The organism is Thalassovita sp. (assembly GCF_965218685.1).
In the GTDB taxonomy this organism is placed as follows: domain Bacteria; phylum Pseudomonadota; class Alphaproteobacteria; order Rhodobacterales; family Rhodobacteraceae; genus Thalassobius.
The window spans coordinates 1,590,001-1,607,007 of record NZ_OZ244657.1 but is presented as its reverse complement, the minus strand read 5'-3'; the positions used below and the strand labels follow the sequence as shown (position 1 = coordinate 1,607,007).

At 60.0% G+C, this 17,007-nt stretch carries 15 protein-coding genes and 2 rRNA genes (1 of these 17 only partly in view); 5 read left to right on the top strand and 12 right to left on the bottom strand.

Annotated elements, in window-relative coordinates:
* The first annotated feature begins 21 nt into the window (after nt 1-21).
* The gene (locus ACOQOQ_RS08130) at nt 22-1,272 is read left to right on the top strand and encodes a Tm-1-like ATP-binding domain-containing protein (protein WP_420569629.1); all 1,251 of its coding nucleotides are present in this window, start codon (nt 22-24) and stop codon (nt 1,270-1,272) included.
* Here ACOQOQ_RS08130 and ACOQOQ_RS08125 read toward each other — a convergent pair.
* Genes ACOQOQ_RS08125 through ACOQOQ_RS08105 form a run of 5 tightly spaced genes read right to left on the bottom strand, consistent with a single transcriptional unit; the run spans nt 1,269 to nt 6,061 of the window.
* Nucleotides 1,269-2,747, bottom strand: a complete 1,479-nt coding sequence (locus ACOQOQ_RS08125) for an aldehyde dehydrogenase (protein ID WP_420569628.1) — start codon at nt 2,745-2,747, stop codon at nt 1,269-1,271. The genes ACOQOQ_RS08130 and ACOQOQ_RS08125 overlap by 4 nt on opposite strands.
* Nucleotides 2,748-2,755: 8 nt before the next feature.
* Nucleotides 2,756-3,790: an LLM class flavin-dependent oxidoreductase gene (locus tag ACOQOQ_RS08120; protein ID WP_420569627.1), complete on the bottom strand. Its 1,035-nt coding sequence runs from the start codon at nt 3,788-3,790 to the stop codon at nt 2,756-2,758.
* A 3-nt stretch (nt 3,791-3,793) separates the two neighbouring features.
* The gene (locus ACOQOQ_RS08115) at nt 3,794-4,726 is read right to left on the bottom strand and encodes a flavin reductase family protein (RefSeq protein ID WP_420569626.1); all 933 of its coding nucleotides are present in this window, start codon (nt 4,724-4,726) and stop codon (nt 3,794-3,796) included.
* Nucleotides 4,714-5,490: an alpha/beta fold hydrolase gene (locus tag ACOQOQ_RS08110; RefSeq protein WP_420569625.1), complete on the bottom strand. Its 777-nt coding sequence runs from the start codon at nt 5,488-5,490 to the stop codon at nt 4,714-4,716. The genes ACOQOQ_RS08115 and ACOQOQ_RS08110 overlap by 13 nt, the downstream gene beginning before the upstream one ends.
* Nucleotides 5,462-6,061 carry an amino acid synthesis family protein gene (locus tag ACOQOQ_RS08105; protein WP_420569624.1) on the bottom strand — a complete coding sequence of 200 codons (600 nt, stop codon included), beginning with the start codon at nt 6,059-6,061 and terminating at the stop codon, nt 5,462-5,464. Before ACOQOQ_RS08105 ends, ACOQOQ_RS08110 begins: the two co-directional genes overlap by 29 nt.
* Nucleotides 6,062-6,165: 104 nt before the next feature.
* Between ACOQOQ_RS08105 and ACOQOQ_RS08100 the strand changes: the two genes are divergently transcribed.
* A complete protein-coding gene (locus tag ACOQOQ_RS08100; protein WP_420569623.1) occupies nt 6,166-7,002 on the top strand; it encodes a LysR family transcriptional regulator in 837 nt (278 codons plus the stop codon).
* Nucleotides 7,003-7,055: 53 nt separating this feature from the next.
* Here ACOQOQ_RS08100 and ACOQOQ_RS08095 read toward each other — a convergent pair whose 3' ends face one another.
* Nucleotides 7,056-8,975 carry an FAD-dependent monooxygenase gene (locus tag ACOQOQ_RS08095; RefSeq protein ID WP_420569622.1) on the bottom strand — a complete coding sequence of 640 codons (1,920 nt, stop codon included), beginning with the start codon at nt 8,973-8,975 and terminating at the stop codon, nt 7,056-7,058.
* A 175-nt stretch (nt 8,976-9,150) separates the two neighbouring features.
* Here ACOQOQ_RS08095 and ACOQOQ_RS08090 point away from each other — a divergent pair, with 175 nt between their 5' ends.
* A complete protein-coding gene (locus ACOQOQ_RS08090; protein WP_420569621.1) occupies nt 9,151-9,579 on the top strand; it encodes a MarR family winged helix-turn-helix transcriptional regulator in 429 nt (142 codons plus the stop codon).
* On the opposite strand, the gene ACOQOQ_RS08085 is transcribed toward ACOQOQ_RS08090, so the two are convergent.
* Entirely contained in the window at nt 9,576-10,520 is a 945-nt protein-coding gene (locus ACOQOQ_RS08085) for an asparaginase (RefSeq protein ID WP_420569620.1), read from the bottom strand. The genes ACOQOQ_RS08090 and ACOQOQ_RS08085 overlap by 4 nt on opposite strands.
* Nucleotides 10,521-10,633: 113 nt before the next feature.
* Here ACOQOQ_RS08085 and ACOQOQ_RS08080 point away from each other — a divergent pair, with 113 nt between their 5' ends.
* The gene (locus tag ACOQOQ_RS08080; RefSeq protein ID WP_420569748.1) at nt 10,634-10,861 is read left to right on the top strand and encodes a sulfurtransferase TusA family protein; all 228 of its coding nucleotides are present in this window, start codon (nt 10,634-10,636) and stop codon (nt 10,859-10,861) included.
* Here the strand turns inward: ACOQOQ_RS08080 and mobA are convergent.
* On the bottom strand, nt 10,840-11,475 hold the full coding sequence (gene mobA / locus ACOQOQ_RS08075) for a molybdenum cofactor guanylyltransferase MobA (protein ID WP_420569619.1): 636 nt from the start codon (nt 11,473-11,475) through the stop codon (nt 10,840-10,842). The genes ACOQOQ_RS08080 and mobA overlap by 22 nt on opposite strands.
* 85 nt (nt 11,476-11,560) lie before the next feature.
* Here mobA and ACOQOQ_RS08070 point away from each other — a divergent pair, with 85 nt between their 5' ends.
* Nucleotides 11,561-12,058 carry a DUF2478 domain-containing protein gene (locus ACOQOQ_RS08070; RefSeq protein ID WP_420569618.1) on the top strand — a complete coding sequence of 166 codons (498 nt, stop codon included), beginning with the start codon at nt 11,561-11,563 and terminating at the stop codon, nt 12,056-12,058.
* On the opposite strand, the gene ACOQOQ_RS08065 is transcribed toward ACOQOQ_RS08070, so the two are convergent.
* The 4 genes from ACOQOQ_RS08065 to ACOQOQ_RS08050 all read right to left on the bottom strand — a co-directional run.
* Nucleotides 12,055-13,950, bottom strand: coding sequence for an acetoacetate--CoA ligase (locus ACOQOQ_RS08065; protein ID WP_420569617.1), 1,896 nt, complete (start codon nt 13,948-13,950; stop codon nt 12,055-12,057). The two genes, ACOQOQ_RS08070 and ACOQOQ_RS08065, sit on opposite strands and share 4 nt — an antisense overlap.
* A gap of 56 nt (nt 13,951-14,006) precedes the next feature.
* Entirely contained in the window at nt 14,007-15,212 is a 1,206-nt protein-coding gene (locus ACOQOQ_RS08060) for a serine hydrolase domain-containing protein (RefSeq protein ID WP_420569616.1), read from the bottom strand.
* Between the two features lie 220 nt (nt 15,213-15,432).
* A 5S ribosomal RNA gene (rrf, locus tag ACOQOQ_RS08055) occupies nt 15,433-15,547 on the bottom strand.
* 93 nt (nt 15,548-15,640) lie between these two features.
* Nucleotides 15,641-17,007, bottom strand: a 23S ribosomal RNA gene (locus ACOQOQ_RS08050); it runs 1,464 nt beyond the window's last position.

Genomic DNA, 17,007 nt, shown 5'->3' with positions numbered 1-17,007 from the left:
CCGGCGCCAGGAGGCCAGGAAATGGCAAAAAAGACCATTCTTGTCGTAGGAACCTACGATACCAAAGACGACGAGTTGAACTTCATCGCAGATGTCATCCGTGAACAGGGTGGCGCAGTGAAAACGATGGACGTTAGCGTGCTGGGTGATCCTCGAAAGCCCGCTGACTACTCAAAGCATCAGGTCGCCGAAGAAGGTGGGCATTCCATCCAAGAGGCAATTGATGGCGGGGACGAAAATCTTGCCATGCAAATCATGGCCAAGGGGTCTGCGCTGCTGGCCTCTCGTTTGTTCAAAGAGGGCGTGTTTGACGGGGTTCTTGTTCTGGGTGGCTCCATGGGGACGGATCTGGCTTTGGATCTGTGCAGCGCCTTGCCGATCGGCGTTCCGAAATACATCGTTTCAACGGTCTCGTTCTCGCCGATGATCCCGCCCGAGCGTCTGCCCGCCGACATTCAGATGATCCTGTGGGCCGGCGGGCTGTTTGGGCTGAACTCGGTCTGCGAGGCATCCCTGGCCCAAGCGGCTGGGGCTGTGTTAGGTGCCGCCCGTGCCGCGCGGCCCATCAAGCGCGACCGGCCTTTGATCGGCATGACGTCCTTTGGCAAAACCGTGCTGCGATACATGGTGCACCTGAAACCCGCGCTTGAAGAACGCGGGTTCGAACTGGCGGTGTTTCACGCCACCGGCATGGGAGGCCGCGCGTTTGAAAGCCTGGCTTCGAACGGCGAGTTCGCCGCCGTTCTGGATTTCGCCCCCCAAGAGGTGGGCAACCATCTGATGGGATCAGCGATCAGTGCAGGCGAGGATCGTATGACCAATGCCGGTAAGGCTGGTGTGCCACAGATCGTGTCAATCGGATGCTATGATCTGGTCGATCTTGTCGGCTGGCACCCGGTGCCCCCGAAACTTGCCGATCAGGACCTGCATGCGCATAACCGGCTGCTGACCTCGGTCAGTATGACCATCGCGCAACGCCGGGAAATGGCCCGCACCATTTGCAAAAAACTGTCGGTTGCGACCGGCCCAACGGTGCTTTTGTTGCCGCTGCAAGGGGGAAATGAATGGGATCGGCCGGGCGGCATTCTTGAAGACGCCGAAGGCCTTGCCGCCTTTATCGAAGAGCTGCGCGCGAACTGCCCCGATAACGTCTCGCTGGTAGAGCTTGATGCCCATATCAACGATACTGCATTCGCCGACAGAACCCTTGAAATCTTGGACAACTGGGTGCTGGAAGAACGGATCAGGCCCCACGGCGGCCCCGTCCGCTAGCGCATCACGAACGGGTTGGCCATAGGTTGGTCCGAAGTGTTGATCCATGTGGTTTTCGTACGGGTATAGTCCAGCACCGCCTCGGCCCCGGCCTCGCGCCCATAGCCCGAGGCATTGAATCCCCCAAAGGGCGCAATGGGCGAGATCGCACGATAGGTATTCACCCAGCAAATCCCGGCGTGCAACCGCCCCGAGACACGATGCGCCCGCGCCACGTCCTGCGTAAACACCCCCGATCCCAGGCCAAATTCGCTGTCATTGGCCAGCGCGATCGCCTCGTCCTCGGTGTCGAAGGGCAGCAGCGACATCACCGGGCCGAACATTTCAACATGCAGGGTTTCCGTATCGGCCGAGGCGCACTCCACCAGCGTGGGCGTCATGAAGTTGCCCGGGCGATCCTGAGGCTGGCCGCCAAAATGGACGGTGGCCCCCTGCGCGCGCGCCTTGTCCAGCGTGCGTTCGATATTTGCGATCTGCGCAGCCGTACATAGCGGCCCAACATGCGTGTCGGCCTCTAGCGGGTCGCCCACGACGATCCCCGCGGCCTTTTCTGCGATTTTCCGGATCAACACAGGCAGAATCGAGCGCTGCACCAACCCACGCGAGCCGGCCACGCAGCTTTGGCCCGAAGCGCCGAAATTGCCTGCGATCAATCCGTTCGCGGCACTGTCCAGATTGGCGTCTTCAAAGACCAGAATGGGGGATTTGCCGCCCAGCTCCAGCGTTGTTACCGCGAAATTCTCGGCCGAGTTGCGGATCACGTGACGCGCGGTTTCCGGCCCGCCGGTAAAGGCGATCCGGTCTACGTCAGGGTGGCGCGTCAACGGGATGGCGCAATTTTCGGCGTCCCCCGTCACAACCGAGATCACGCCGGGCGGAAAGCCGGCTTTCTCGAACAGGCGCGCGAATTCCAACATGGGCGCTGGCGCAATCTCGGAGGCTTTCAGCACCACCGTGCACCCCGCCGCCAAGGCCGGGCCCAGCTTGGTTGCCGTCAGGAACATCTGCGCGTTCCACGGCACGATGGCCGCCACCACGCCAATGGGTTCGCGCCGGGTAAAGACATGCATGTCCGGTTTGTCGATGGGCAGCACAGCGCCTTCGATCTTATCGGCAAGCCCGGCATAATAGCGATAATAGTCGCCGACATAGCCCGTCTGTGCAGCCGTTTCGGCCAGCAATTTACCGCTGTCGGTCGTTTCGACACGGCCCAGCGCCTGGGCGTTTTCTTCGATCAGATCGGCCAAACGATACAGCAGCTTACCGCGCTGCGTGGCCGTCAGATCACGCCAGGCAGGATCGTTCAGGGCGCGGCGCGCGGCGGCGACCGCACGGTCCACATCCGCGGCAGCCGCGCAGGCGAACGTGGCCCAGTCCTGCCCCGTTGCCGGGTTACTGGAGGACATCACCTGACCATTTGCGCCCTCGCACCAGGTGCCATCGATATACAATTGATAATGGGGAAGATTGCTCATGTCGGGCCTCATGCGAATGCGGGCATCACGTCGTCGATAAAGCGCTGCAGCGACTGGCGCTTGCGCTCGAAACTCATGCCGCTGTCGATCCAGAATGCGAATTCATCGTACCCCAGATCCTCGTATCGTTTCAGCTTGTCGATCACCTGCTGGGCGGTGCCGATGGTCAGATCGCGCATCAGGGTATCGGGCTGGAACATGGGGTTGGCGGTGATTTCCTCTTCGGTCAGCGGATCGATCATGCCCTTGCGAATGGGCCGCTGGTTCTGGAACCAGGCCGAGAAGTAGCTGTAATAGCGCTGGAACGAACGCGCCGCCGTGGCCACGTCATCGGCATCCGCGCCGACATAGGTGTGGTGCAGCATCATGATCTTGGGGCGCGGGCCCGCGTGGGTGGCGCAGGCGGAATTGAAACGCGACATCAGGGTTTCGACCTCTTCCATGCCCTGCCACAGCGGTGTGACCTGAATGTTGAAACCGCTTTGCACGCCGAATTCATGGCTGTTCGGGTCGCGCGCCGCAATCCAGATGGGCGGGCCGCCATCCTGCCGCACCGAGGGCACGGCCGTGGTTTCCGGGAAGCTGTAATATTCACCCTGATGCGCGCAATCGCCCTGCCATATCTGGGGCACCAGGGGGGCGGTTTCGCGCATCCTCTGCCCTGCTTCCCATGCGTCCATACCGGGCATGACCCGTTCATATTCAAAGCTATAGGCGCCGCGTGCTATGCCCAGTTCGATCCGCCCCCCGGTAATCTGGTCGGCCATCGCGGCCTCGCCAGCCAAACGGATGGGATGCCAGAAAGGTGCGATCACCGTGCCGGTGCCCAGACGCACGTTACGCGTGTGGTGGGCCAGATCGACCAAAGTGATAAATGGGTTCGGAGCGATGGTGAACTCCATCCCGTGATGCTCGCCTGTCCAGATCGCACGGAACCCACCCTCGTCCGCTGTTTTGCACAGACCTACGAACTCGTCATAAAGCTGTTGGTGGCTTTGGTCCGGCGTCAGCCGTTCCATATGTGCAAAAAGCGAGAACTCCATGGATCAGGTCCTTTGGTTTATACGATGGATGTCGCCTCGGTTCGTGTCCCCAAGGTAGAGCGAAAAGTTTCGCGTCCGAGCCTCGTAGGCGAAGCGCGCCATCATGTTGGTGATGGATTGACGTGTGAAGGTGATGCCGGACAGATCGGTGGTCGGGATCGCTTCGACCCCGGGCAGATCGCGCGTGGGGGCGCCCTGCCCCAGGAAATAGGTGAACTTGGCGCCGGTATTTGCGTCGGTATAGCTGGAGTAGACTTGGTTCAGGTCAGCCTCGATCCCCCGGTAGGACAGGCTGCCCGTGATTGAGTCCCGCAGATTGCCCGCCTCGGCCACGCTGACCTGCAAGGGACGATAGCCATCTTCGGTACGCTCAAGCAGAACCTTGCCGTCGCATTCAATGATCGCCCCGCAAGTCACCGGTTGCTGCACTGATTGAGCCGAGCTGTGCTCGAGCCCAAGGCTGAAATAGCGTCCCTCGACATAGCCCAGACCAAGGCCGCCCTCGTGGGCGAAATCCTGCACCTCGCCGATCAGAATGCTATGATCCCCGGCTGGCACCACCTGGTGGGTCTTGCATGAAAAGCGCGCGATGGCCCCGTCGATGACAGGAATGCCATTCAGATCAACACTGTGCGGCACCTGCGCGAAACGATCTTCGTTCGAGCCGGCAAAGATGTTGGATTCATCGCGCTGCTTTTCGGCCAGAATACTGATCGCGAAATGGGTCGAGCCTGTGAACGCCTCGTAAGTGGACAGGAACTTGCCCGGACAGACCAGCACCATGGGCGGGTCCAGCGAAACCGAGGTAAAGGAATTAGCAGTAAAGCCCACAGGGGTTCCATCGGATGTCCGGCTGGTGACTACGGTCACGCCGGTCATGAAACTGCCAAAGGCATCACGCAGCGCGCGGGGATCGAAGGTGGTCAAGTCAGGCACTCCTTTGCAAAACGCACCAATTGGGCGTTCACTGTATCAGAGTGTGTCATGGGCACCATGTGTGCGGCGCCCTCGATCACCACGGCGCGTCCGTTTTTGACGCGTTCCGCCATGTTTCGCGACATCTGCGGAGTCGAGTTCGGCTCGTCCGCGCCAGTCAGGAAAAGCGCCGGACAAGAGATCTGCGCCAGCGACGCGTCCGAAGGGCCGTCAGCCTGGGCAAAAACGCCATAGGCTGCACGATAGCCCTGCGGATCAACATTAGTCAGCCATTCGTGGCAGGCGTGCCGGGCGGGGGATGGCTTTGCTCCGAACCAACGGGTCAGCGTGTCCTCTGGGTCGGGTATGCCATTCCCATCCAAAGCGGCAGCGCGGGCCTGAACGGCGTGTTTTGCCGTGTCCGAGCGTCGGAAAATCGCGTTCAGCGCAGCGACGCCCTTGATGTGTTCGGGATGGGCCGCTGCCAGCTCCAGCGCCAGCATTGCGCCCATCGAGTGGCCGATCACGACTGTCGGCTGGTTCAGTAGCGCAGACAAAGGGACCACAAACTCGGCCAGGCTGGAACCAGCGGCCGCGCTGCCGCCGTGCCCCAACATATCGGGCGCGATCACGCTAAAACCCGCGCTTGCAAGTGTATCTATCTGCGGCGCCCATGCCTCGGCCCTAAGGCCGACGCCATGCAGCAGCATCACGCAAGGCCCCTGCCCCGCAGTGATCGCCGCAAGGGGGCCAAACTTAGACCGCGGCCGGGTTGTCCAGGTCATGCCCCAGGTCCTTCAGATCTTGATAGCGGTCGCCAATACGGTGATGCGGCCGCCCCGAAGTCGCCGCCCCCAGAACCACCACCACTTCGTCTGCGCGTGGCGCGTCGGGGATGGAGAACTGGATCGTCAGATAGTGCGAACGCCGCCCCGCGTCGTTCTTATCCATCAGCGGTACCATGATCGGCGCATTGGCCGGTCCGCGCGTGTTGGTGAAGGCCAGATAGGATTTCGCCCCCACAGCCTCGCGGTAGAAATTGCCAAAACGCAGCGTGTGGATCAGCCCGGATGCATGCTCGACCTCGCCATCCAGCCCAACGACCGCGGCCTTGCCATAGGCTTCGATCTGGTCGCCGCCACCGGCCAGAGTGATCATTCGATCGGTCATCATCTGACCCAGGACCGGGCCGTAGGCGTGAATTTCAGGCTTCAAATCCTCGACATAGCGCCCGGCCCAGGGGTTCTTTACCACGGCCGCAACCGCAAACATGCGCCAAGGCTGGGCCGCGGGGCGAAAGCCCTCGATCAGGACCTCTTCGTCATAGGTCACGATTTTTCGAATTTCTGGGGTCATTCTTTGCTCCTGTTCGCAAGGAACAGACTGAGGCCCGCCGAGAGAATTGACAAATGAAACAACTTGTCCCTTAGGTATTAGCAACTCTAATGAGTAATTTGTCCATGAAAACCGCTCTGCCACCATTGACCTGGTTCCGATCATTCGAGGCCGCTGCCCGCACGCTGAGTTTTACCGCCGCCGGGGCCGAAATCGGCATGACCCAGTCAGCGGTCAGCCAGCAGATCAAGGCCCTTGAGACCCGGCTGCGTGTGCCGCTGTTCCGGCGCCTGCCGCGTGGGTTGGCCCTGACGGATGCAGGGCGCAAATTGCTGCCTGAGGTCGAGGCCGCCCTGGCAATGCTGGCTGCCGCGACCGAAACACATCTGGCCCCGGCTTCGGAAAATTCGCTGACGATCGCGGCTTCGGTCAGCATGATCGAATGGGTGATCTCTCCGGCTTTACCGCAGTTCCAAGCTCTTCATCCACATGCAAAAATAGGACTTCGAGCGACAATCTGGCCGGACGAGTACAACGCCCCCAAAGCCGATATCGAGCTGCGCTTTGGCTCGGCCAAACAGGTAGGTGCGGGCGGGATTGTGTTGCCCAACTCCCTGGTTGCCGTGCGGGCACCGGGCATGACCGCCCGGATCGACGAGGCCCCTTTGATCCAGTCGGTTGGTACCTCGGTCGGATGGAAAAACTGGGGGCAGTTGGTGGGTCTGGCGGGCCTGAAGCCCAGCATCAGCGTGGATTCCTATGGCACAGCCCTGAAACTGGCCATGGACGGCGCAGGCATCGCCCTGGTCAACAGAATAGTCGCCCGGCATGCCCTGAAAACCGGTGCGGTGGAACTGGCCAACCCAACCTCGATCCCCGGCCACGAGGGCTATTTTCTGTCGCAGCTTTCAGATCGGCCCTTGGTAAGTGCCTTTTCGGACTGGTTTCAAACACTGATCTGAAACGAAAACGGGCGCCCGGATGGGGGCGCCCGTAAGATTTTGGTCCGTCCGGATTAGGCCGGCAGCAAGAAGCCTGCGAAGAACTCGGCCAGCTCATCATAGGCGTCCAACGGCAGGATGTTGGCGATGTACTGGTCCGGACGCACGACGATCATGCAGCCCTTGGCCCGATCAATGCCGCGCATGTCATAGAAATCGCCCGCTCCCTTGTGATCTGCGCAGAAGACCTTTTCATAATCGGTCAGACCCAGTTTGCCCTTGGTCGGCTTCAGCAACGAGGGCATGTCCTCGTAGGCCAGCTGATCAAAGGTCTGCTGGAACACGGCACGCAGGTCGATGACGGCGTCGATGTCTTCGTCCTTGCGGGTGTGCTTGACGACCGGCGATTTGGGATCGCTTTCCAACCAATCAGCCAGCTTGTGGATCGCCGAGCCCGCATCCGAGCTGTCGCCTTCACCAGCGAAGGCATAAATGCGCCAGCGGCCGTCAGCCTCGGCCACGTGGCCCAGCTGCATCTGCTTGGCATCCGACAGGCGCACAACAGGTGCCGAGTGGAAGCGGCGGCCGACCTCTTCACCGGTGGCCAGCGCCTGGTGCACAGGCTCGGCGGTCAACGAGGATTCGTCGTATTTCACGGCCAGACCACCTGTAAACTCCAGGTTTTCCTGGAACTGGCGGATAAAGCGCGGTTCGACCTTGCCATCCAGTTCGTCCTGGGTGGCGGGGGCCGACATGATGCGGGCCCACTGGTGATCGGTTTCAACCAGGCGCTTGGCTTCCAGCAGACGCTCGCCGGCATAGCTGTGCAGCAGGCTGGCATCGGCACGGCCGGTCAGTACGTGGGCCAGTTTCCAGCCCAGGTTAAAGGTATCCTGCATCGACACGTTCATGCCCTGGCCCGCTTTGGGCGAGTGTGTGTGGCACGCATCACCAGCGGTGAACACACGCGGCGTTTGCGAGGTACGGTCGCCATCGCCGATGTCGTCAAATTTGTCCGCAATACGGTGGCCGATTTCATAGATGGACCACCAGACGACCTCTTTCACGTCGATTGTATAGGGCGCCATGATACGGTTGGCAGCGGCGATCATGTGCTCTTGGGAGAAGTTACGCTGTGCGACACGCTCGTCTTCGTTCAGCTTGTCCAGTTCCACGTACATGCGGAACAGATAGCCGCCCTCTCGCGGTAGGATCAGCACGTTGCCTTCGTTGGCCGAGGTGATCAGACATTTCTGGCGCACATCGGGGAAGTCGGTGTTGGCCAGGATATCCATTACGCCCCAGGCCTGGTGGGCCGCATCGCCGTGCAATTCACCGCCGATGGCCTTACGCACATTCGAGCGCGCGCCGTCACAGCCAACAACATAGTTGGCGCGCACGGTGCGGGTCTCGCCCCAGTTAACGCCCGTGTCTTCCAGCGTCACGGTGACGGGGTACTCGTCAGCGTCGGGGTCGATCTCAAGGGTTTTGACACCCCAGTTATAGTCGGGGGCCAGACGCGAGGGCGAGTTCTCCATGTACTCGAGGAACAGCTGGTGCATCCGCGCCTGGTTGATCAGGATGTGCGGCATTTCCGAGCTGTCGTCAGCCACGTCCTGCACACGGCCAACGCGCTTGATGCCGCTGGGGTTTTCGGGGTCCGGCATCCAGAAAGTGGTCTGGTTCACCCAGTAGGTTTCGCGTTTGACCTTGTCGGCAAATCCAAAGGCCTGGAACATCTCCATGGTGCGGGTGTTGATGCCGTCAGCCTTGCCCTTGATGATGTTGCAGGGGCTGGGCTCGACGATCATGGTGTCGATCTCGGGGAACTGAGACAGCTGCGCAGCCAGGCACAGACCTGCAGGGCCAGTGCCCGCAATCAGAACGTCGACCTTTTCGGGCAGCGGAGCGTTTTCCTGGCGATCACGTCGACCGGGGGCTGCGTTCTTGATATCGGGGTTCCCGCCCCGAAAACCGTCTACATAGAATTGCATGTCTCCTCCTTCCGGCCTCGGCCGTCCTTTTATTGGGGTCTGCAATATAATAACTACACATACTATTTAGGGTCAATAAAATTATGTACGCTTACAAAATACCTGAAAGATATTGTTTTTAAACGAATTATACATCAAAATCGGACAGAACAGCGGTCGTGATGGGAGATCAGTGATGAATGTTTACGGGATGCCAGGGCATGTGATTCGACGCCTGCACCAGATTTCGACCCATGTTTTCACGCATCAGATGCAGGCCGCCGGGTTTGATCTGACGCCAGTGCAGTTTGCCGCGATGGATGCGATCATGGACCGGCCCGGCATCGACCAGACCGGCGTAGCCGAGGCGATCGGCTATGACCGGGCCACGATTGGCGGGGTCATTGATCGACTGGAGCAAAAGGGCCTTGTTGTTCGCAAAACCTCGGCTGCGGATCGGCGCGTCCGCGAGGTATCCCCAACCGGGGCCGGTCAAAAATTGTACCGCAGCGCGCTGCCCATCGTATCGGCCCTGCAAAACGACATTCTGCCGGGATTGAACCGGACAGAACGCGAGCAGTTTTTTGCCTTGGCCCGCAAAGCCATCGAGATGACGGACGGTTAATCCCCGGGCGTCAGCTCGCCGCATTGGACGGTGGCCAAGAACGCACGGCGCCCCGAAACCTCCCCGCCCTGCGACAGGGCGAAGTGGAGTTTGACATAGGCCATCTCGGGGGTCATGTCCCGCCCGTCGATCACTCCTGTCTCTCGCATTACGCGGCCAGCCGCATAGGTGCCAAGCTTCATCCCGCCCTCGGGGCACTGGCTGACGGCAAGCACCGGGATTTGGCGGGTTTGGGCACGCTCCAGTGCCGCGCGCATCTGCGGCGTATCGGGCGCGGTTCCCGAGCCATAGCAGCGCAACAACAGCCCGTCGCAACGCTGCGTGGCCACCTCGAGTATGTCCAGGCACAGCCCCGGCGTTACGGAAAAGACCCCCACGTTGTGCTGCTGAACCGGCGCCAGCTGCAGACCATGGCCGGGCACACGCGGCGGCAAGTCGGTCTTTTCGGCCTCGAACGCATCCAGCGAATGCGAGTGGCCTTTGCGCACACGGGCGCCGTGCAGAAGGGTTCCGGCAAATTGCACCCAGACACCGGGTGGGGCGGATTGAGCGGCTTGCAGCGCGTCAGCAAGGTTGCGCCAGCCATCACTTCCCTCGACCGTCAGGGGCAGCATCGCGCCGGTCACAATCACCGGCTGCTGCAGCCCCCGCAGCGCCAGACAAAGCGCCCCCGCGGTATAAGCCAGCGTGTCCGTTCCATGCGTGACGATGAACCCGTCAAACTCGGCGTGCATCTGGTGGATTTGCGCGGCGATCCGGTGCCAGTCGCCCGGCGTGGCCTGCGCGCTGTCGATCAGCGGCGCGAAAGTGGTGATCTGAACCTCGGCACCCGCGACCAGTTTGGCTACGGCCTCTTCTACCACGCCTGCGCGCGGGGCGAACCCATGGTCGGTTTGGGCCATCCCGATAGTGCCGCCGGTGTGAATCAACAATATGCGCATGATCGCTCCTTGAGGGGCGCGCCCCGATCTGATCGCACACTATCTGCGAGCCCGCGCATGGGCAAACCGTAACACCCATGGACAGCGCGCCCGCACCGCGATACCTGCGAAGGATGGAGTTTGACGACGATTATGATGCCTCGGGGCTGATCTGCCCGATGCCGGTGCTGAAGGCCCGAAAACGCTTGCTGGCGCTGCGGCCCGGGCAGGTGCTGCGCCTGACCGCAACGGATCCTGTCGCGATCATCGACATCCCGCATTTCTGTACCGAGACCGGGGCCGAGCTGCTGTCCATGCAGGACGACGGATCCGCCCAGATCTATTTCATCCGAAAACACTGATCTGCACGGGCCGAGCTGCGAGCGATCGCATTGGCTTGCCGCAGGTCTTCGGTGGTGTTGATGTTAAAGAACGGGTCCACGCCTGCGAATTCGAACGTGACCTCTTGCGCTCCGTGGTCCATGGCCCACTGACGCACCTTTCGGTCCCCCCGCGACAGGGCCGTGCGCAACTCTGCAGCCAAATCGACAGGCCAGAAGCCGAACACCGGATGAAGCTGCGCGCGCGCGTCATCCGCAGCGCGGCCCGAGGCCAGCGCAAACCCACCTGCACCTGCCAACCGCGCTACCAAATCGCGCGGGAAAAACGGCGTATCCGCCGCGACCGTCACCACATGATCCGCGCCCTGCCCGGCAGCCCATTCCATCGCCGCCAGAACCCCGGCTAAAGGGCCTGGCTGGTCCGCGCCTTCGTCCGGGATCACTTGCAGACCGTAACCTTTGAACCGCGCCGCATCCCCGTTGGCATTCAGCGCGACAGGGCTGCATTGCGGGGTCAGACGGGCCAGCACATGGTCCAGCAGGCGCTGCCCCGCTAAAGGAAGCAAACACTTGTCGCCGCCGCCCATCCGCTCGGCCCGGCCGCCAGCAATGATGCATCCGGGATAATCTGTCATAGCGGTCATGCTCCTGCGACGCTGCCGCTCTTCCCCGCGGCCCGACCATCCTGTAAGGGGGATCAGACAGTTTCAAGGGGCCAATATGCTGGGCTACATCATCTCTGACGAACCGGGGCAAGCGGACGCGATCCTAACCGAGCTGGCCAAGCAGCTGATCGCCAGCGGCGTGCGCCTGACCGGGGCCGTCCAGCACACCACCCGCGCTGAGGGGGCCAAGCAGGACATGGCCCTGCATTTGCTGCCATCTGGCCCGCAAATCGGGATCAGTCAGGATCTGGGCAAAGGGGCAACGGGCTGTTCACTGGACCCCGAAGGGCTGGAGCACGCCGCCGGCCTGATCGCAGCCGCCCTGCAGGATACGCCTCAGCTGTTGCTGCTTAACAAGTTTGGCAAGCAAGAGGCTGAAGGTCAGGGTTTTCGCGCGGCCATCGGCGCAGCACTTAGCGAAGGTATTCCGGTCATCATCGGCGTGGGCCGGGCCAAGCTGCCCGCCTTCATCGAGTTTTCCGGAGACTTCGGCGAAGAGCTGCCGCACGACATGGACGCGCTGCACGCATGGTGCCGCGCCCAGATGGCCTAGGTCCGCGCCGCCGCATACTCTACGAAAATGTCAAAACTGGCCGGGTTTGCCATTGAATCGCGGTTCACCACTTTTTCAGGATCACCGCCCAACAGAAGCTTTTTCACCGGAACCTCAAGCTTTTTGCCTGACAGGGTGCGGGGCACCTCGGGGATAGCGACGATTTCATCCGGCAAAAAGCGCGCTGACACCGATGCACGAATGGCGCTTCGGATTTTCTCGATCAACGCCTCGTCCAGGGTCAGTCCATCGGTCACCACGACAAACAGCGGCATAAAACTGTCGCGGCCCAGAAACTCCAGATCGATCACCAAAGAGTCCTGGATCTCGTCCAGCCCCTCAACAGCGCGATAGATTTCCGAGCTGCCCAACCGCAGCCCCCGGCGGTTGATCGTTGCGTCCGAACGGCCATAGATGACCGAGCCGCCCTCTTCGGTGATCTCGATCCAATCACCGTGGCGCCAGATGCCGGGATATGTGTCGTAATAGCTGTCCAGCAGGATGCGATTGTCCGTGTCCCCCCAGAAATACAACGGCATCGAGGGGCACGGCTGCGTGCAGACCAGCTCGCCGACCTCGCCGATCAGCTCGTTCCCTTCGGGATCGAAACTGCGTGTGGCGATGCCCAACGCGCGCGCCTGCATTTCACCTGCGCGGACGGGCAGCATCGGATTGCCGCAGACGAAGGCACCCGCAATATCCGTCCCGCCAGAAATGGGTGCAAGCCACGCATCAGGTGAAACCTCGCTGTAAATCCAGTCATACCCTTCGGCCGTCAGCGGCGACCCGGTCGAGCCAACCGCCTGTATCGAGGTGAGATCCAACTCGTGTCGCGGGGTGATCCCGGCCTTCTGGCACATCGAAAAATAGGCGGCCCCAGCCCCGAAATAGCTAACGCGTTCGTCGGCCGCGATGCGCCAACATTCCATCAAATCGGGGTGATTTGCTGCCCCATCGAACATCACCACGGTAGCGCCATTGGACAGGCAGGACGCCTGCAAGTTCCACATGATCCACCCCGAAGATGTCAGCCACATATAGCGGCTATTCTTGGATATATCCAAGTGAAGGCAGGCCTTTAGCCCTTCAAGCAACACGCCGCCGTGGCCGTGCACGATGGGTTTTGGTGTCCCCGTGGTGCCCGATGAAAACACGATCCACAAAGGGTCCGAGAAATCGACCGGCGTAGGATTTAGCTGCGCGTCGCCTTGCAGCATCTGTTCCCACGGAACAGCGCCTTCGGGCAGGTCTGAAATGACGGGTAAAAAGACCTTGTGCTCCAGTGTCGGCAGGCCGGCGATGATCTCGTCCAGGATCGCACCTTTGTCGATGGGTTTGCCCATGTGCAAATAGCCATCCTGCGCGATCAACACCTTGGGCGCGATCAACCGAAACCGATCCAGAATGGCCACATGCCCCATGTCCGGCGCACAAAGCGACCAGATTGCCCCCAAGCTGGCCGTCGCCAGAAACGCAATGATGGAAACCTCGGTATTCGGCAAAATCGCGACCACACGGTCGCCCTTGCCCACGCCCATCTTGGCCAGATGCGCGGCCACATTGGCGACCGCCTGAAGCAGTTCGGCCCAGGTCATCTGGGACCGGCCTTGTGTTTGCGACCGCACCACCAACGCCTGTTTGTCTGGGTTTTGGGCCGCAACCCGGCACATCCGGTCGACATAATTCAACTTGGCACCAACGAACCATTCGGCGCCGGGCTGTTTGCGTTCTTTCAGGATTTCCTGCGGAGGTTCGCTGAATGGAATGTCGAAATACGCGACGATCGAGGCCCAGAAATCCTCGATCTCGGTTGTGCTCCAGTCCCATAGATCATTGTAGTCATCAAAGCTTAGCCCCCGGGCCTCTTTCAGCCAGCCGATGTAATCGGCCATCAAGGTGTTTTGGGCTCGTTCCGGGGTGGGCGTCCACAGGATTTCTCTCGTTGTCATCATAGTACCGCTGCGTGCAGCAACGCCTTCAGCTCGGCCCGAGACGGATAAGAGCTGGACGGCGACAGCTGGGTGAAAAATACCACGCTAAGATCCAGAATCGGATCCGTCCAGAAGAACGTAGAGGCCATTCCCCCCCAGCTGAAATCGCCAACGCTGCCAGGCACCCGCGTACGGCCGGGTTCAAGCACCACCGAACCGCCAAGACCAAAGCCCATTCCTTCCATCGGCTGCTCGGCAAAACTGGCCGGCCCCATCGACGCGATGTCACCCTTCAGATGGTTTCGGCGCATGAAGGCAACGGTATTGGCGGAAAGAAGTCGCGCGCCCAACTCGCCACCGCGGCGCAACATCTCGGTGAATTTCATGTAGTCATCCAAGGTGCCGATCAGCCCACCGCCACCGGAAAACATCGAGGCCTTTAAAAAGTCCGAAGTGGTTGGATCATCCACGCAGCGCAGGGTTTCAGCCCCCATTTCCGCAGCGTTCAGCGCCATCGCATCCCCGGCCAAAGGCGTGTAAAGCGCCGCGAACCGGTCGCGCGCCGTGGCAGGCACCGAGAACCCTGTTTCGGTCATTCCAAGTGGCTCGAATATCTGCTGCTGGAAGAAGTCAGACAGGGTTTTGCCCGAGACAACCTCGACCACGCGGCCCAGAACGTCGATCGCCACCGAATATTCCCAGCGGCTGCCTGGGGTGAAGGCCAATGGCAGGGCCGCCACCTGTTCAACCATATCGGCCAGAAGCCCTTGGTTTGGCTTGAAAATCAGGTCGTCCTTTTCCATAGCCTGCGGCAGAACCCCTGGGTTGAACGGATAGCTAAGCCCCGAGGTATGGGTCAAAAGATGGTGCAGCGTGGGTGTCGCGCAGGGCTGGGTTTGATCGATCGATGTCGCACCGGGAACCAGGCAGGTCATGTCGCTGAACGCGGGAATGAACTCGGATACCGGTGCATCCAGATGGAATAGCCCCTGTTCCAACAACATCATGATCGCGACCGAGGTGACGGGTTTCGTCATCGAGTAAATGCGCACGGCAGTATCGCGTTCAAACGGCAGGTTGCGTTCGATATCCCGCAGACCGGTCGCATGGTGGTAAACCTCTTGTCCACCGCGGGCGATCAGGACCGAGCTTCCGGGGTATTTACGCTCTTGCACATAGCGGTCCATCCACTGCCCGACCAAATCCAGCCGAGCGGAGCTCATACCCTGCTGCTCCGGTGTCACCCGTTCCATGCGCGCTCCTCCTCTGTCGCTGTTCCAAGGATGTTTCAGGCCCCGGCCCATTACAAGTAAGTAGGAACACGCATATTTTCTGGATTTTCGCCCGTGCAAACGAAAACAGCCGCCCGGACCATCGTCCGAAGCGGCTGCTTGTTTTGTTACATCGCAGAGAGATCGATATGTATATCTTGGTTATTACTAGGTTTGGCGGTTACCTACTCTCCCACACCTTAAGATGCAGTACCATTGGCGTTAGAGCACTTAACTTCCGAGTTCGGGAAGGGATCGGGTGTTTTGCTTCTGCTATGACCACCAAACCGAGTAATAACCAAGAATGTCCAAGTCAGTACGACTGTACTTTGTGTTGTGTATGCTTTTGATTTGATTGAACAGTCTTGCTGTTACTGGATCAAATCAAGCCTATCGGACCATTAGTACCGGTCAACTGAATGCATTGCTGCACTTACATCTCCGGCCTATCGACGTGGTGGTCTACCACGGTCCTCAGGGATACCTTGTTTTGAGGGGGGCTTCCCGCTTAGATGCCTTCAGCGGTTATCCTGTCCGATCATAGCTACCCAGCACTGCTATTGGCATAACAACTGGTCCACCAGTGGATCGTTCACCCCGGTCCTCTCGTACTAGGGGCAACTCCTCTCAAGTATCCTACACCCACGGCAGATAGGGACCGAACTGTCTCACGACGTTCTAAACCCAGCTCACGTACCTCTTTAAACGGCGAACAGCCGTACCCTTGGGACCTGCTCCAGCCCCAGGATGAGATGAGCCGACATCGAGGTGCCAAACACTGCCGTCGATATGGACTCTTGGGCAGTATCAGCCTGTTATCCCCGGCGTACCTTTTATCCGTTGAGCGATGGCCCTTCCACTCGGGACCACCGGATCACTATGGCCGTCTTTCGACTCTGCTCGACTTGTCAGTCTTGCAGTCAGGCTGGCTTCTGCCATTGCACTCAACGAGCGATTTCCGACCGCTCTGAGCCAACCTTCGCGCGCCTCCGTTACTCTTTAGGAGGCGACCGCCCCAGTCAAACTACCCGCCACACAGGGTCCCGGACCCAGATAATGGGCCGCGGTTAGACATCAAGCAAAGCAAGGGTGGTATCTCAAGGGAGGCTCCACCAGAACTGGCGTTCTGGTTTCAAAGCCTACCACCTATCCTGCACATGCTTGGCCTGATGCCAGTGTGAAGCTGTAGTAAAGGTGCACGGGGTCTTTCCGTCTAACCGCGGGAAGCCTGCATCTTGACAGGCAATTCAATTTCGCTGAGTCGATGTTGGAGACAGCGGGGAAGTCGTTACGCCATTCGTGCAGGTCGGAACTTACCCGACAAGGAATTTCGCTACCTTAGGACCGTCATAGTTACGGCCGCCGTTTACTTGGGCTTCAATTCAAGGCTCTCACCTCTCCTTTTAACCTTCAAGCACCGGGCAGGCGTCAGACCCTATACGTCGTCTTGCGACTTCGCAGAGCCCTGTGTTTTTAGTAAACAGTCGCCACCCCCTGGTTTGTGCCCCCAGTCAATACTTGCGTAGAAACTGGGCCTCCTTCTCGCGAACTTACGGAGGTATTTTGCCGAGTTCCTTCAACATCGTTCTCTCAAGCGCCTTGGTATTCTCTACCTGTCCACCTGTGTCGGTTTAGGGTACGGTCTTATAGGAGGGCTATTTCCAGGAACCGATCAGCAGCCCAATCAATCCGATAAGATTGAACTACCCTCACGATCCGTCACCACTCCACGGCCCAGGAATATTAA